The 15,887-nt window shown below is 35.8% G+C and carries 18 protein-coding genes; 7 read left to right on the top strand and 11 right to left on the bottom strand.

Annotated features, from left to right (window positions below):
• Nucleotides 1–549: 549 nt before the first annotated feature.
• Nucleotides 550–813 carry a type II toxin-antitoxin system Phd/YefM family antitoxin gene (locus tag AC3B7A_RS04030; RefSeq protein ID WP_489756440.1) on the top strand — a complete coding sequence of 88 codons (264 nt, stop codon included), beginning with the start codon at nucleotides 550–552 and terminating at the stop codon, nucleotides 811–813.
• Nucleotides 806–1,063, top strand: coding sequence for a Txe/YoeB family addiction module toxin (locus tag AC3B7A_RS04025; RefSeq protein ID WP_489756439.1), 258 nt, complete (start codon nucleotides 806–808; stop codon nucleotides 1,061–1,063). Before AC3B7A_RS04030 ends, AC3B7A_RS04025 begins: the two co-directional genes overlap by 8 nt.
• A gap of 185 nt (nucleotides 1,064–1,248) precedes the next feature.
• On the opposite strand, the gene AC3B7A_RS04020 is transcribed toward AC3B7A_RS04025, so the two are convergent.
• Complete coding sequence (locus tag AC3B7A_RS04020; RefSeq protein WP_489756542.1) at nucleotides 1,249–2,088, bottom strand: IS3 family transposase; 840 nt, start codon at nucleotides 2,086–2,088, stop codon at nucleotides 1,249–1,251.
• Between the two features lie 99 nt (nucleotides 2,089–2,187).
• Nucleotides 2,188–2,325 (bottom strand): helix-turn-helix domain-containing protein, encoded by a 138-nt coding sequence (locus AC3B7A_RS04015; RefSeq protein WP_489756541.1) that lies wholly within the window; start codon nucleotides 2,323–2,325, stop codon nucleotides 2,188–2,190.
• 392 nt (nucleotides 2,326–2,717) lie between these two features.
• Here AC3B7A_RS04015 and AC3B7A_RS04010 point away from each other — a divergent pair, with 392 nt between their 5' ends.
• On the top strand, nucleotides 2,718–3,698 hold the full coding sequence (locus AC3B7A_RS04010) for an Abi family protein (protein WP_489756438.1): 981 nt from the start codon (nucleotides 2,718–2,720) through the stop codon (nucleotides 3,696–3,698).
• A gap of 24 nt (nucleotides 3,699–3,722) precedes the next feature.
• Here AC3B7A_RS04010 and lplA read toward each other — a convergent pair whose 3' ends face one another.
• Nucleotides 3,723–4,754 carry a lipoate--protein ligase gene (gene lplA / locus AC3B7A_RS04005; protein ID WP_489756437.1) on the bottom strand — a complete coding sequence of 344 codons (1,032 nt, stop codon included), beginning with the start codon at nucleotides 4,752–4,754 and terminating at the stop codon, nucleotides 3,723–3,725.
• A 369-nt stretch (nucleotides 4,755–5,123) separates the two neighbouring features.
• On the opposite strand from lplA, the gene AC3B7A_RS04000 reads away from it, so the two are divergent.
• On the top strand, nucleotides 5,124–5,909 hold the full coding sequence (locus AC3B7A_RS04000) for a 2-keto-4-pentenoate hydratase (RefSeq protein ID WP_489756436.1): 786 nt from the start codon (nucleotides 5,124–5,126) through the stop codon (nucleotides 5,907–5,909).
• A 327-nt stretch (nucleotides 5,910–6,236) separates the two neighbouring features.
• On the opposite strand, the gene AC3B7A_RS03995 is transcribed toward AC3B7A_RS04000, so the two are convergent.
• The 5 genes from AC3B7A_RS03995 to AC3B7A_RS03975 form a co-directional block, all read right to left on the bottom strand.
• Nucleotides 6,237–6,365: a hypothetical protein gene (locus tag AC3B7A_RS03995; protein ID WP_489756435.1), complete on the bottom strand. Its 129-nt coding sequence runs from the start codon at nucleotides 6,363–6,365 to the stop codon at nucleotides 6,237–6,239.
• Nucleotides 6,366–6,420: 55 nt separating this feature from the next.
• The gene (locus AC3B7A_RS03990) at nucleotides 6,421–7,773 is read right to left on the bottom strand and encodes a hemolysin family protein (protein WP_489756434.1); all 1,353 of its coding nucleotides are present in this window, start codon (nucleotides 7,771–7,773) and stop codon (nucleotides 6,421–6,423) included.
• A 220-nt stretch (nucleotides 7,774–7,993) separates the two neighbouring features.
• Nucleotides 7,994–9,148 carry a cation:proton antiporter gene (locus tag AC3B7A_RS03985; protein WP_489756433.1) on the bottom strand — a complete coding sequence of 385 codons (1,155 nt, stop codon included), beginning with the start codon at nucleotides 9,146–9,148 and terminating at the stop codon, nucleotides 7,994–7,996.
• A 166-nt stretch (nucleotides 9,149–9,314) separates the two neighbouring features.
• Complete coding sequence (locus AC3B7A_RS03980) at nucleotides 9,315–10,838, bottom strand: ClC family H(+)/Cl(-) exchange transporter (RefSeq protein ID WP_489756540.1); 1,524 nt, start codon at nucleotides 10,836–10,838, stop codon at nucleotides 9,315–9,317.
• Between the two features lie 200 nt (nucleotides 10,839–11,038).
• Nucleotides 11,039–11,212, bottom strand: a complete 174-nt coding sequence (locus tag AC3B7A_RS03975; RefSeq protein ID WP_489756432.1) for a hypothetical protein — start codon at nucleotides 11,210–11,212, stop codon at nucleotides 11,039–11,041.
• A gap of 280 nt (nucleotides 11,213–11,492) precedes the next feature.
• Here AC3B7A_RS03975 and AC3B7A_RS03970 point away from each other — a divergent pair, with 280 nt between their 5' ends.
• Nucleotides 11,493–12,626, top strand: a complete 1,134-nt coding sequence (locus AC3B7A_RS03970; RefSeq protein WP_489756431.1) for an NADH-dependent flavin oxidoreductase — start codon at nucleotides 11,493–11,495, stop codon at nucleotides 12,624–12,626.
• Between the two features lie 38 nt (nucleotides 12,627–12,664).
• Complete coding sequence (locus AC3B7A_RS03965) at nucleotides 12,665–13,567, top strand: TIM barrel protein (protein ID WP_489756430.1); 903 nt, start codon at nucleotides 12,665–12,667, stop codon at nucleotides 13,565–13,567.
• On the opposite strand, the gene AC3B7A_RS03960 is transcribed toward AC3B7A_RS03965, so the two are convergent.
• Nucleotides 13,564–13,902: a winged helix-turn-helix transcriptional regulator gene (locus tag AC3B7A_RS03960; RefSeq protein WP_489756429.1), complete on the bottom strand. Its 339-nt coding sequence runs from the start codon at nucleotides 13,900–13,902 to the stop codon at nucleotides 13,564–13,566. The two genes, AC3B7A_RS03965 and AC3B7A_RS03960, sit on opposite strands and share 4 nt — an antisense overlap.
• Nucleotides 13,903–13,964: 62 nt before the next feature.
• Here AC3B7A_RS03960 and budC point away from each other — a divergent pair, with 62 nt between their 5' ends.
• Nucleotides 13,965–14,738: a meso-2,3-butanediol dehydrogenase gene (budC, locus tag AC3B7A_RS03955; RefSeq protein WP_489756428.1), complete on the top strand. Its 774-nt coding sequence runs from the start codon at nucleotides 13,965–13,967 to the stop codon at nucleotides 14,736–14,738.
• 63 nt (nucleotides 14,739–14,801) lie between these two features.
• Here budC and AC3B7A_RS03950 read toward each other — a convergent pair whose 3' ends face one another.
• Nucleotides 14,802–15,335, bottom strand: coding sequence for an endonuclease III domain-containing protein (locus AC3B7A_RS03950; RefSeq protein ID WP_489756539.1), 534 nt, complete (start codon nucleotides 15,333–15,335; stop codon nucleotides 14,802–14,804).
• A 165-nt stretch (nucleotides 15,336–15,500) separates the two neighbouring features.
• Nucleotides 15,501–15,836, bottom strand: a complete 336-nt coding sequence (locus AC3B7A_RS03945; protein WP_489756427.1) for a winged helix-turn-helix transcriptional regulator — start codon at nucleotides 15,834–15,836, stop codon at nucleotides 15,501–15,503.
• Between the last annotated feature and the right edge of the window lie 51 nt (nucleotides 15,837–15,887).

Below are 15,887 nucleotides of genomic sequence, written 5' to 3'. Positions count from 1 at the left end.
CGCAACAGCAGTTGCAATATCAAGCTAGTCTAAATGTTGGCCAGTGACATCAGCGTAATATCAAGTCTTATCAATTAGGATAACACCTGTTACTTTAAAGTAACGGCGGAGATTTATGTATTGATTAATGACTAATTAGTAATTTATTGATAAAAGTGGGGAAAAAGATGGATATTCAAATAAATAATACAAAGATTGAACCGGAATTAACACCATTATGGTGGTGTCTAATTAACCATTAATATTTCAATATTAATAAAAAATTATTTTGACGTGAAATGACCTTCGAAGTTAGGAAAAATTCGGAGGCCATTTTTTTGAGCTGGGCTTTACTAATTGGATGTTGGGATAATTAAGATTAATGCTATATTTTGTAATGAACAAAAAGATTAAGAAGCGTATTCAATCAAGAATTACACTAACATTAATTCCTTATTACGCCAAAGATAGTCGGTCACAATAATACTTGATTAAAAATAAGAAACTGACTTCTTGCTTAATTGTACATTAAATTGTACAATTAAATCATAAAAGAGAGGGGCTGAGTCTATGGAAGCTGTATCTTATTCTGGACTGCGTAAAAACTTAAAACATTATTTACAACAGGTCAATGATGACGCAACGACTTTATTAGTCACCAATCGTGATAATGATAATACGGCCGTTATAATGTCCAAAAGGGATTATGATAGTATGACGGAAACACTAAGAATTATGAGCAATCCAGAATTAATGGATAAAATTCGGCGTGGAAAAATGCAAATTGCCACGGGAAAGACTAAACAGCATGAGTTGATAGAGCCAAATGATTAAAGCATGGACCGATGATGCTTGGTCTGATTATATGTCTTGGTATAAACAAAATGATAAAAGAACCATTAAGCGCATCAACAAAATAATTGACGACATTGACCGCCATCCTTTTGAAGGATTAGGTAAGCCGGAACCATTAAAATATGAACTCGCTAACACTTGGTCTAGAAGAATTACAAGAGAACACAGGTTAGTCTACCAAATAGAAAGCGATACAATGTATATTTTATCTGCACGTGATCACTATTAATAAAAATAGATCCTGGCATGTTATTTAAACACTCTTGTACACTTAATAAAAAATGGATCTAGGTCAAACATTTGGACACATTTTTGTAGAATTTTTTAGTGCTTTGAGACCTTTTGCTTGCCTCAGTTTGAATTGAAAACTAAAACTTTCTAATTCAAACTTAGGCAAGTAAATTGAAAGCCTGATTACATTGATTCAACTTGATTAGGTGTTAAATAATTGAGACTACTATGAATTCTCTGGTTATTATAAAATCCTTCAATGTATTTAAATAAAGCAATTTTGGCTTCCTCAAAAGTTTGATAATTATGCAGATACACCTCTTCTTTTTTTAATGAAGCATGAAATGATTCAATCGTAGCGTTGTCATAGGGATATCTCTTTTGACTATATGAATGTTTAATACCTAGTCTGCTTAATTCTTGATTGTAAAAATTGCTGGTATATTGTGAACCCATATCTGAATGTAAAATCAACCCAGACTTGGGAATCTTTTGAGTTTCACAAGCATTATTTAAAGTCTTTACGCATAAATCAACAGTCATTCTTTTGGAAAAAACCTCGGCAATAATCTTTTTTGAATATAGGTCTTGAATCGTTGATAAATAGCACCAACCATCTTGTTTGGTGTAAATATAAGTAATGTCTGTTACCCATTTTTCATTACAATGTTGGACTGTAAAATCTTGCTTTAATATATTTGGTAATTGAACTATTTTACGTTTTTTACCAACGCTGTGACGCCATTTCTTAACTGTTTTAGAATGAACTCCTAATTCTTGCATGATTCTTTGCACCAACTTCAAACTAATTTTTAGACCTTCTTTTAGCAGGATCTGGTAAATTTTTGGTGCACCATAGATGCCCTTAAACTGATCATAAATTTCTTTAATACGTTTTTTCAAATCTAAATGACGTTGTTTTCGTTGAGAAACCTTATATTGCAAAACACTATAATACGTTGATCTTGGACTATCTAATACCTGACAGATTTCAATAATGGAATGCTGCTTTTGATTGACCAGCAGCGCATCTTGCCAATCATTAACACTTAATTTTTGGCGAATATGGTTAAGACTTTTTTAAATATCATTTTCACTTTCTAGTTTGGTTACTTGTTTTTTTTAGGCTAAAAAATTAGCCTGAGAAATACCTGTTTCTGAATATTTTTGATAAATCTGAATCCATTGATAAATTGTTGCCACTGCCAAACCATATTCACGTTGTAAGTCAGTTACCGAAGAATTATTTTCATATAAAATAAACCGACAATTGTCTTCTTAAAGTCTATAGAATATTTTTTTCTATTCTTGTTTGGTACATTCCTTTCCTTAATGGAATTCTACCAAATTCTGTCCATGAATTTATACTAGCACCATTTATATTATTACCAAAGATTATACGAATTAAAAAAATAAGTAGAAATTAATGCTATGCCAGATCATATTCACATGTTGGTATATTGCCTAAGATTAGTGTGGCTAGTTTTTATGGCTCATATCAATTACTACGAGCAGTGACTTTTAATTGAAAAGGAATATAATTATTGACATAGTTCATTCACTGAGTATAAAATGAAGTTCAGAAAGAGCGATGGTATCTCTACGGGGACCTTCGCGGAATCTCCTTCATTTTTATAGATGGGGGAGATTTTTTGTTGCAAAATAAGCCATTTCAAACTATTGAAAAACAAATTGAAATTTTACAACAGCGGGGATTATTGATTAATGATATTGATAAAGCTAAGCAGTATCTATTAACTAATAATTACTACAATATCATTAATGGATATAGCAAATATTTTCAGTTTGTTTCTTCAGATAGCTATATTGACAAGGCATCTTTTGATGAAGTTTGTCATTTATACTTTTTTGATAAAGAAATTAAGCAAATATTGTTTAATGCTATCTTGAGTGTTGAACATCATTTGAAGTCAATTTTTGCATATAATTTTGCTAATGAATATCCTAATAAAAGGTACGCTTACTTGGATGTTAACTGTTATTCAAATGATAGAATTTTGGATGTTGGCTATATCATTTCAAGGTTGTCAAAAATTATTAATAAAAACAAGTCCAAGACTAATAACTCCATTCATCACTATGTTAATGAATACGATGATGTTCCTATTTGGGTTTTGGTTGATTTCTTAGATTTCGGTCTACTTAAGACAATGATTCAAAGTGTCCCTACAACATTACAAAATAAATTTGCGTTAGATTTGATTAGTTTTGTTGAAAACAATATTACTAATTTTAATAATCAGTATCCATTTCCACCTGAAGTTATGATTTCATTTATTAAAAATATTCATGAAACCAGAAATGTTTGTGCTCATAATAATAGGTTATTAGATTTTAGTTGTAATTCGAATTCCATGTATTGGCGACCTCTTCATTCAGTTAATAGAATTCCTATCAATGTTGAACATGGTGAACGTAGAACGGTATTTTCTACATTTATTAGTTTACAGTGTTTTTTAAGTAAAACTGAATATGCAATTTTGAATAATACTTTACGTAAAAAATTTCGCAACTTAACTAATAAAATTGAATCCATTGATGTGAATACTATTTTTTGTTCATTGGGATTTCCTAATGAGTGGGAAAAAAGAGATAAGATTAGTCAGTGTTAATCTTATCTCCATCAATTATTTATCTTAATTTACTGGTTTCATCAGCATTTTAACCAAATCTTCCACATTAATACCTGGTAAAATAGTTTCATAATTTCCCTTTTCAAAGGCTTGAACTAAGCTATCATGCTCAAACTTGGTCTTTATCAGGGCAGCATCTAATTGTTCCACGTTAGGATAATTGAAATCGCCGTAAGTTTTGAATTCAGAAATGTTTTGATCTTGAAGACTAAAATTAAATGCCACGGTTCCCACATTCGTAAAATACTTGGAGACATAGTATTCAAAACCAGGATTATGACCATAATTCCAGTTTGTTTGGCCATATTTATCGGCAATACGCTGATCAATGATTTGCCAGTCTTGGTCAGTCAAAGTATATTTTTCAATTTGGTCAAAGCGTTGAACGTGAAAGATTTTTAGTAAAAGTTGCTCTTTAAATTCTTCGGTTGATAAATTTTGGTATTGCTGGGGCAACAAGTCTTTGATATTTAAAATTCGTTTTTCTACGGATTTGACACCTTTGACGCGTAATTTGTCAGCATTAGGCGTCAAAACTTGATTAGCTTGCTGGTGATCTAAGTTATAGAGTAAAGTACCGCCAGCGGCAATCGAATTTTTGGCGGCAACCATCGACATGCCCGAAATTTTGTGACCAGCGATAGAAATATCATTTTTACCTTGCATGGTTACATCAGCTAATCCCATTTCCTGCAGAGCTTGAATGATGGGCTGGGCATAATAATTAAAATCACCAAAGCGTGTTGGTTCGTCGACTACAATATTTTCAAAAATAATATTGCCGTAGTCATGATAAACAGCGCCACCGCCACCAGTACGGCGCACTAGCTTAATGTTATTTTGTTCTAAGTAATTTAAATCAACTTCGGCGTAAGCATTTTGATTAATGCCAATAATCACGCAAGGACTGTTAATATACATCATCAAGCCATGTCCTTTTAAACGTAAGTCATTAATCAAATAATTATCTAATGATTGATTAACGATGGGATCATAAACCGGTTTGTTGTTTCGAGAAGTATCAATAAGAAACATTATCTTAGCCTACCTTTTATTTTTTTGGTAAAATCGTTTCCATTAATGATTATAACCGATTTTTAAAGAAATATTTTGAAAAAATAAATTTTTTATTTTTTCAAAAGTAAACGTTGACATCGTTAAATTAAAATAATATAATCAAATTATAAAATAATTAAAGAGGGATAAAAATGACATCACTAGTTCAAAAATCAACACGAATTATTATCAGCATTATCATTATTTCCTGAAATGATAGGTGCTGATATTTGGTGTCGTGCCTATCAAAGTAGAATTTGATAGGCAGCTGATGATGACATTGAAAGGTATGCTGCTTATAAAATTAAGCAGTGTACCTTTTTTATTTCTCAAAAAGGAGAGCAAATTATGACATTAACTACACAACAAGAGCAATTAGCCAAAGATTTATACCAAGCTTTTAAGGACAATGTGCCTTTAAATCGGGAAGATTACAGTAATGTGGTACAGGATTTTGCAACAGCTTATGAAGTTCAACAAAAAGTGATGGCTTTAAAAGGCAAGCCAACAGCCGGTTATAAGGTATCTTTAACCTCAGAACAAACACAAAAGATGTTTGATTCTGATTCGCCATTATACGGGTCACAAGTAGCGGATAAGTTTTTAGATTCAGGAACTTCATTAAGCTTGCAGGAATACAATGAACCCTTGGTGGAAGTGGAGTTAGAATTTACTGCTAAAGTAGCATTAACACCGGCAATGTCAGAGGAAGAATTACTCGCCAATTGTTATGTGGCACCAGATATGGAAGTGCCAGATGCCCGCTTTAAAGATTGGTTTCCTGATTTGAATAAGTATTTAGTTTTGAGTGATACTGCGGTGGGTGGTGCAGTCGTTGCTGGTAAACAAAAAGATGGTGCGACCTTAAAACTAGCTGATTTAGCAGAAGTTTCCACGGTTTTGACTCATGATGGTCAAGATCAAGCTCATGGTAAAGGTAGCGAAGTTTTGGGTAATCCAGTGACATCACTCAAATGGTTAGTCGCTAAATTAGCTGAACAAGGTTTTGATTTTTTGAGCGGTACCCACGCTTCAACGGGAACTTTTGTTTTACCGCCACATTTGACAAAAGGGACCTGGAAAGCAGATTTTTCACATGATTTTGGCACCGTAACACTCAACGTAGTGGATTAAGGTACTAAAATAATTGAATGCATAATAAAAGGTTGAAACCAATCATGAAGTTAAGACTCGTTGCGTAGACGAGCGTTAATCTGATTGCTTCAACCTTTTATTGGCATCAGAGATAAACGACTAAATTTTACTTTAAGACTGATTAGAAATAGCACTTTAGTCATCAACAAGTAAGTGTTCTAAAAAAATTGGGGTATTACTTTGGGGCTCATGATGGTCGATTTTGATATTAGATAAATTGTATTGCAATATGGAACCACCAAAATTCATTAAAATTAAGTTTAAAACTTCACCCGCAATATCAATGTGCTGCTTAATCAGTCCTTGCTATTGTAATTTTTGAAAAAATTCAACCAGTAATTGGTAGCGGCTATCAAAAAAATGTTGACTAGCAGCTATTAATTCGGGAAATTCTTTGCCTTCGCGCACGGCAAATAAAAAAGCTAGGGTCATCATCAAAGGTTAGTTATGAAAACTAACAACCCCAGATGCTGATCCTAGTTTTTGGGTTTTAATCTAATTGCTTGAGTGGTTCTTTTTCCGTAGCTTTATCAAAAGTTACTAAGAATTTATTAACGTAAGAATGCTCAAAGTCGATAACTTTAAAAGTAAACTTGTCTAACTTAACGACACTGTTTAAATGCAAATTAGGATTTTGATCAAGCATGTATCCCGATAAGGTGACGGAATCAACGTCTTCAAATTCGGCTAAATCAACTTTAAAATAACGTTCAAAATCATATAAAGTTGTCTGCCCACTAATGGTATAAGAACCATCATGATTATTGATAATGTATTCTTCAGAAACATTATCCACTTCATCTTTAACGGTACCAAATAATTCTTCATAAATGTCTTTATCAGTAACAATCCCACTGGTGCCACCATACTCATCAACGACCACAACAATTGGCGTTTGCTTAGCAATCATTTGGGTCAAAATATTATGAATTGGCATATTTTCCGGAACAGTGACAATGGAACGGAGCATTCGACTAATGGGAATTTGACCGTTAACCTGTTTTTGGCGAACTAAATCATAAATATAAACATAACCTAAAATTTTATCTTTGTTATTATCAGCAACTACTGGAAAGCGTGAGAAACCTTGTTGCAAATAATCTTTGATAACTTCATTGACCGTATCAGTAACGTCAACAACATATAGGCGCGTGCGATCAATCATGATATCTTTGGCAACTTTGTCATTGAGATCAAAGGCTCGCTGCATATAAATTAAATCATTTTTGTCTAATTGGCCGCTGCTGACCGATTCGCGTGATAAGCGTAAAATTTCAGACTGCGTAAAGACTTCACTTTCAGCGTCAGCAGGTTTCATCCCGATCATTTTGACAATACCGGTTGCTGAAATATTTAGGAGCCAAACGAAAGGATAGGCCAACGTGTGAAAAGCTTGTAACGGTGTGACCGTTAATAATAACATTTTCATTGGTAAATCAATACTAATATTTTTCGGAACAATTTCAGTAATCACAACTTGTAAGTAAGTTAGTAACAATAAAGCAATCACAGAACCTACGGCATGAATAGTTGCTGATGATTTTAAAGAAATGCCCAAAAATAAATCAAAGAAAGATTGCAGGGTATCTTCACCAATCCAACCTAAAATTAAACTGGTAACCGTCGTGCCCACTTGTGTGGTTGATAAGTACTCGTTTAAGTTATTAACCATATGAAGCGCACGCTTTAATTTTTTTTGATTTCCTTGCTTGTTTTCAATTGCATCTTCAATTTGACTGACGCGAGTAGTTACTAAAGCAAACTCTGCCAAAATAAAAAAGAAAGCAATTGCAAAGATGACAATAATCCAGATAAGGTTGATAAATATCTGAGCATCTGACAAAACAAATATTCCCCATTTCAAAGTGAATTTTGAGATTAATTATACCAGTGATAGGCGGATTATTCTATGCGCGAGGTATAGGAATTAGTTTCGACTAACGATCTCATGATTATTATATAATATTGCCGGGCACTTGAGGTAATGTTGTCGAGTGTTCAACAACTTAAATTTGATTGATGATTTGGTGCGCTGATTATACCTGATTTGTCGGCTAAAATAATTAAAATTGGGGGCGCGAAAGAGTTGATTTTAAAAGCAGTGGTGCGACTAATGTTGTAACGATAATGGCACCAATGACTGCTGCGTAACGACTGCTGGAGAATAAATGGTTTTGTAAAGCTAACTGAGCAATAATTAGCGCCATTTCTCCCCGAGAAATCATCCCAGCACCAATAATCAAAGAACTATGTCTAGAAAAATGAGTCAGACGTGCACCAAAACCAGCACCCAACATTTTTGCCCCGATACCACCAATAGCTAACATTAAAAATAAGCCGAAATCTTGTGTAATTTCGGATAAGGAAATATTTAAACCAATGCTGACAAAAAAGACTGGAATAAAGATGGTATAGCCGATTGGTTGAAGTTCTTGGTTGATGCTAGTTTGATAATTAGTTTGACTGATAGCTAATCCAGCAAAAAAAGCCCCGATAACATCACTTAAACCAACTGTATCTGCGAAACTAGCTAAGCTGAAACAAATAACTAAAGCCATAATGAGTTCAGAGTTTGGAAGCAGTAGTTTGGAACTGAGTTTCATCAAATACGGGATAAAATAGCGACTTATAACTAATAAAATAATGAAGTAGCCAACTTGAAAAGTTAACTTCAGCAGTAAATTTTGATGATGGCTAGTGTGAATTTGATTGTCACCAAAACTAAGCAGAATGCTAAAAACAATGACTGCTAAAATATCATCTACTACAGCCGCACCAAGAATAGTAGCACCTTCAGAACTATTTAATTGTTTCATTTCTTGTAAAACGACGATGGAGATAGAAACAGAAGTGGCAGCAAATGTCACACCTAAAAAAAGACTATCTAACTGTGAAAAATGAAAATAGCGCCCCGTTAAGTAAGCCGTCAAAATTGGCAAAACCATCCCCAGTACTGCGACTGAAATGCTTGGGCGCCAAAAGCGGCGTAGTGTTGATAAGTCACTTTCTAATCCGGCCATAAATATTAACAATACGACGCCAATCTCCGAAAAAGTTTGGAGTAAATTGTTTGGCTGGACCCAATGCAAAAATGCCGGACCTAAAATTACACCACTCAGCAATTCACCGATAACAGTCGGGAGATGCAATCGACTACTAAGATGACCTAAAATAGTGGTAGCGACTAAGATTAAACATAATGAACTCATAAATTTCATTAGCGAACAAACTCCTTCAAATCATAAAAAAAGACTTTCAAAAAAGTCTTTGGCAACCCAAATCAAAGCAAATTCTTGAAAGTCGAAACTCCAACCAATACTTATTAAAAAATTGATACTCATTGATATCTTAACAGAAATAGTAAAATGTGCAAAAATACTCAGATTATTCCAATTGATGCAAGAGGTTTTTAACTGTGGCAGCTTGACTAGCATCGGTCAGAATAATTAAGGTCTCACCCGCCATGATGAGTGTGTCACCATGAGCGATCAGGGTTTTGGCGCCTTGGCGAATACTGATTAACAAACAATCATGCGGCCACTGAATGTCGCGCACTTGTTGGCCATTGAATGAACTATCCGTCGAGACGGGTAACTCAAATTGTATTGGGTGACCACTGATATGATGCAGTGTTTGAGGGATCGTCATTTTGGCTAACAATGATTCGTAAATGGGGGCACCACCGAGTAAATCATCAACTATATAAGTCACAAGCGCTAACATGGCTAGTGGTACTAAATGCTGCAAGGAACCAACCATTTCGGTGATTAATAAGATGGCAGTAAAGGGTGCTTTACCGATGCCAGCAAAGTAAGCCGCCATGGCAAATACTAAGAGATTGACGACATATTTGGGAGCCATTAAACCTAGGTGGACAACAATAGTGCCGTATAAAGCTCCAGCAATTGCGCCTAAGGTCAAAATCGGTAAAAAGATACCACCAGCTAATCCCGAACCGTAAGAAATCATCGAAAAAATAAATCTTAATAAGAATAATAATAGTAAAGCTTTCAGTCCTAAATTTAATTTACTTAAGTCCAGAATAATACTGTTACCACCACCCAATGTTTGTGGTAACCAGTAACCAATCGGAATTACTAATAACAAAGGAATTAAACCGTGAAAAATGCGGGGTAACCAGCCAAAATATTTGGCATAAAGGTGGGGCATAATCAGTAAGATTCTTTGATAAAGCAGGCTTAGCCCGCCTAGAATAACACCTAAAATTAATAAATGATAATAAAAATGCAATGGAAAGACAGGTAACTTTGCCATATATAATACGGGCTTTAGACCGAAAATGTTCATGGAAACAACATCAGCACTAATGGCGGCAGCTAGTGAAGTCATCCAAATCAGTGGGGAAAAATCGTGATAAATTTCTTCCAAAACAAATAAGGTGCCAGCGATCGGTGCATTAAAAGCAGCTGATAAACCCGCTGCCGCACCACTAGCCAACAAAATTCGTTGATTTGGAGCAGATTGTTCAAAATATTGACCCACACCTTGTCCGACAGCGGCACCTAATTGAATGGACGGTCCTTCACGCCCTAAATATAGTCCGGAACCAATTGCCAGTACACCGGCAATGAATTTACGCCAAAGAATGGGCCACCATGGTAAACTCAAGCGTTTGGTCAATTGTCCTTTGACTTCAGGAATGCCTGAACCCATGATGTGCGGCTGTGGTTTGGCTAAGAAACCAATGATGATGGCAATTACGACATTAATAAGTAAAATAACTAATAAGAATAAATGCTGAATGTGAGCTAAGTGGTAAATTTTTAGCCAAGTAGTTAAAGATTTAACAATTAATAAGCGAAAATTGCCAACGACGAGTCCTGTTAAAATGCCAATTAGGATGCCTTTGAGAATAAATTTAAAATGGGTTGTATCCAATCGTTTGATATTGATTGCAAATCATCTTCCTTACTTATATTTTGTAGTCCTGCTTCGAACGGTTTAGTTTGGTTTGTGATTTAAATAGTCAAATAAATGATCATCAATTAAAGCGTGAAACTCTTGAAAATCTTTGACAGTCATCTGTGGCAGTAGTGGTGGTTCCAAGTAATTTTTAATTTGTTGATGCCTGTAATCTTTAAAAGTTGCTAACGCAATTTAGGTTGAGAAAATTCATCGGCTACGGTTTGAAAATTGAACTGATATGGTTGTAAGAAATGAAACGCAGCTTGAATGATGTGGGCTTTAGCATTGTAAAAATCACTCACTGTAATTAAAATTTTCAGCTGTTCTAATAATAAATTACATAGCAATTTTTCCAATTAATATTATGCACCAAAATAGCACCGATTAAGGTTTCGCAATCGGATTTTGATGGTCACTAAAATTGGGTTCCAAATAATTGATACACATCTAAGTATACTTGGTAATAGTCGATGGTACTCACCTCTAACTCTTAGCTTAGCTTAATCATAAAATAAGGGTCAATTTCTGACAAGTTGAAGTGAATAGTATCAAAAAAGTCAGTACTGTTATTGACTAATTTTATGAATTATACTACTGGCACAGCTCAAACTGAAGCTAGGGAGGCCGATTATAAATATGACTGAATACAAGTTTTTACAACCATATTATTTTAAAAATAAAGCTGTGCAGTTAAAAAATCGCATTGTGATTCCACCCATGACAGAACAGATGTCCTTTGAAGATGGAACGGTCACGAGTGATGAAATTGCTTATTATGCTCAGCATACAGGTGGCGCGGGTTTATTTATTACAGCCACAGCGAACGTCAATGCTTTAGGCAAAGGCTTTGAAGGTGAATTGAGTATTGCTGATGACAAGTTTATTCCTGGTTTAAGTCGTTTAGCAGCTGCGATGAAGCAAAATGGTACTAAAGCTGTCATTCAAATTTTTAGTGCGGGACGCATGTCCAATAATAAAATTTTGCGAGGTGAACAACCAGTCAGTGCCAGTGCTGTAGCGGCAGAACGTCCGGACGCGCAAGTGCCTCGTGAATTAACGCCTGCTGAGATTGAACAAACTATTAAAGACTTTGGCTTGGCTACGAAAAGAGCGATTCAAGCTGGCTTTGATGGCGTGGAAGTACACGGCGCTAACACCTTTTTATTACAACAATTTTTCTCTCCACATTCTAATCGGCGCACGGATGCTTGGGGCGGATCACTAGAAAAGCGAATGAAATTCCCATTAGCCGTTGTGCAAGAAGTTGCTCAGGTAATCGAACAATATGCGCCGAAGTCTTTTTTGCTGGGTTATCGGTTGTCGCCGGAAGAGTTAGAAAATCCGGGGATCACTTTAGATGATACGTTGCAATTAATTGATGAATTAAAGCAATATCCAATTGACTATCTACATGTTTCGCAAGGCGATGTTTGGAAAACACCCAGTCGTGATCCTGAATCGACGGTCATTGTTAATGAAGCTATACAAAAACGAGTTGCTGGGGCGATGCCTTTAATTGTAGTTGGTGGCATCAAAACGCCGCAACAAGCTCAAACAGCCAGTGCAAAATTTGACCTGGTAGCATTAGGGCACGAGTCAATTTGGGAGCCCAAATGGGTGCAAAAAGTGCAAAGCAATGAGGAACAAGCGATTAGATACCGGTTGGTGCAAGCTGACATGGAAGATTTAGGTATTAAGCCCAGCTTTTTAGAGCAAATTGCTGAAACTATGGGCGGTTACGACCAAGTGTTTGCGAAAGATAATAATTAAATTTTGTTTGCTTAGTTGGTTGAAAAGAAGTGAAGCTGATGAATTCTGAAAGTAAGTATCAAGTGCAATTGGGGATTTCACCAATTAGCTGGCGGAATGAAGATGACCCTAAAATTGGGCAAAAGACAGATTACCGGCAAATTCTGGATGAAGTTGCTTTAGCGGGTTATCAGGGAACCGAAGGAGCGGGCTATTTTCCCAGTGCACAACAAGTGAAAGCACAAGCAGATCTTAGAACTATCAAAATTGCTGGTCAGTGGTTTAGTAGTTTTATTTTACGGGACGGCATCACACAGGCTTGTCTTGATTTTGAACGGCATTGTCAAGAATTAGCCATTATGCAAGCTCATTTTACAGTCTTATCAGAACAAACTAATTCCATTCAACGCCGAACAGACCAGAATATTTTTACTGATAAACCGATTTTTACTGATGATCAGTGGCAACAATTGTGTGCAGGATTAAATGAATTTGGCAAAATAGCGCAAAAATACGATGTTCAAATTGCCTATCATCATCACTTAGGAACTGGTGTCCAAACCATAGCGGAAGTGTCTCGCTTGATGGACCATACTGATCCTCATTTGGTTGGATTATTGCTAGATACGGGGCATGCTTTTGTTTCGGATGGTTCCTATCAACCGTTTTTAGAGCAATACGCTGCCCGGATCGTGTACCTGCATTTAAAGGATGTTCATTTAAGTCAGCTAAAGAAGTTTCAAAAAACTGGTTCGGCTTTTGGGAAGACGATTTTAAATGATACTTTTACGGTTCCCGGACAAGGAGATTTGGACTTTCAACCAGTGTTTGATTTTATTCGGCAGGGTTACCACGGTTGGGTCATGGTAGATGTGGAACTGAACCCAGATCACGTTGATTCACTAGCTTTAGCAATTAAAGCGCACGATTTCTTGAAAGCAAAGTTAATCGAACTAGATTAATTCAGACTTAAAGCAGGATACTCTTCACCAAACTTAGTAATTTCACTTAAAAGGGGTTTGAGTTCTTGCCCTGTTTTGGAAAGGGAATATTGAGTTTTGGGCGGATTAGTTTGAAAATCGGTGCGCACGATGAGTTGGTCTGCCACTAATTCTTTTAAAGTTTGGGTCAGTGTATGCGCGGTAATGCCGTATAGAGAACGCTGCAATTCGTTAAAACCGTAGCTTCTTTCGGCTAAGTGATTCAGGATTAAAACTTTCCACTTACCACCAATTAAAGATAAGGTTTGTGCTGTGGCACAATTGCATTTGAGTAACTGTTCGTAGGTTTTTTTCATGAGTGAAACACCCTTTCTTGTAGTACGAAATAATAATTCATTATAACAATTGGAGATTGAAAATGACTAATAAATACGCTTTAAATGATCAAGTAGTTTTAATAACTGGTGGTGGTAGCGGCATTGGCCGCGCCATTGCGCAAGGATTTTTAGATAATGGTGCTAAAGTGGCTGTGTTAGGTCGGCGCCAAAAGGTACTGGAAGAAACTGTTCAAGGCTATGATGCTGCCAAAACTTTAGTAATTGTCGGCGATATTTCCCAGCCGGATACAGCACAAATGGCGGTAACCAAAACAATTTCCCAGTTTGGTCAGTTAGATGTTGTGGTTAGTGATGCGGCCGCCTTTGCTGCCGATGAAATTGCTAATTTAACACAAGCTGACTGGGAAAAAGTTCGAGCAACTAATATTGATGGATTTTTCTATTTGGCGAAAGCCTCCTATTCAGCTTTAAAAGCAACCAAAGGAACATTAATTGCGGTATCATCAGTGTCTGGCAGCAATGGTGATTGGCAACAATCCATTTACAATGCCAGCAAACATGCCGTGAATGGCTTTGTCAAATCATTAGCGTTAGATTGGGGTAAAGATGGCATTCGAGTGAATGCGGTGGCGCCGGCCTTTACACTGACGGATATGACGAAGGGGATGGCACAATCTGATGAACAATTAAAACCGTTCATTAATCGGATTGCTTTGCAACGTCCGGGACATCCAGCAGATATTGCTCCCGCCGTTTTATTTTTAGCATCCAGTGATGCTGCTTACATTACGGGCACAATTTTAACTGTTGACGGTGGCACAACAGCTTCCACGGGACAACCCCATCTTGAATAAAAATTTTTAGATGTTGAGTACTAACGGCGTTCAACGTAAACTTTTGATTTTTGTCTCAACTTTTTATTTTTCTGAATTCTCCAGTTCTTTCTTTGTTTTTACGTATTGTAGCAAATGATCATCAATTAAAGCGTGAAATTCTTGAAAATCTTTGACAGTCATCTGTGGCAGTAGTGGTGGTTCTAAGTAATTTTTAATTTGTTGATAACTTTGAGTCTGAACATTTTTATTCTCTAGGTAGAAAATCATCTTTTTAGAATAAGCATCGGCAATCAATACCGGATAGTTGAAAATATATAACAAGAGTACATCGGCAGTTTCATTGCCAATACCTTTGATTTTCAATAATTCCGTTCGCAATTCGGATTGCGAAAATTTTTCAGCGACTGCTTTTAAATCAAATTGAAATTTTTCAAAATAGGCAAATGCGGCTTTAATGGTCTGAGCTTTAGCGTTATAGAAGCCACTGGGTTGAATTAATTGTTTTAATTCTGTTAAATCCAATTGACTAATTAATTGGGGAGCAAAGTTGGTTTTCGTGCGTAAGTTGGCGAGTGATTTTTCAACATTTTTCCAATTAGTATTTTGTACTAAAATAGCTCCGACTAAAGTTTCATAATCGGATTTGGAAGGTCACCAATGTTGAGGCCCAAAAGCGCGGTACATTTCTAAGTAAACTTGATAGTAGTCGATACAATCATCTTCTTTGTGTTAATCGCTAACATGGATAATTATAGCAGTGAATTAGGCTATTTAATCTGATTAATTAGGCAATTTTTTCTGATAGGTTTCGCCCCAAGTTGCCATGGCATTGATAATCGGCACAAAAGTTTGACCGAAAGCAGTCACTGAATATTCGGTCTTGACTGGAATAACCGGATAGATTTTTTTCTGGATCAAACCGTCTTGTTCTAGTTCCAATAATTGCTTCGCTAACATCCTTTTAGTAACATAAGGTAACTTTTTTTGTAATTCAGAAAAGCGCAATGGCTCACTAGTAAATAAATGATACAAAATTACCGTTTTCCATTTGCCAGCAATGAACTGTAGTGTAGTTTGCACGGGACATCCAGGAGCACAATTATAAATTTTGACCAATTTTTTCTTCCTTTAATGGTTTTATTTCTTTTAGTTTAGCATTTCTGAAAT

This window comes from Bombilactobacillus sp. ESL1202 (genome assembly GCF_058107125.1).
Note: the sequence above shows the minus strand (reverse complement) of the source record. Positions and strands in the feature narration are given on the sequence as shown.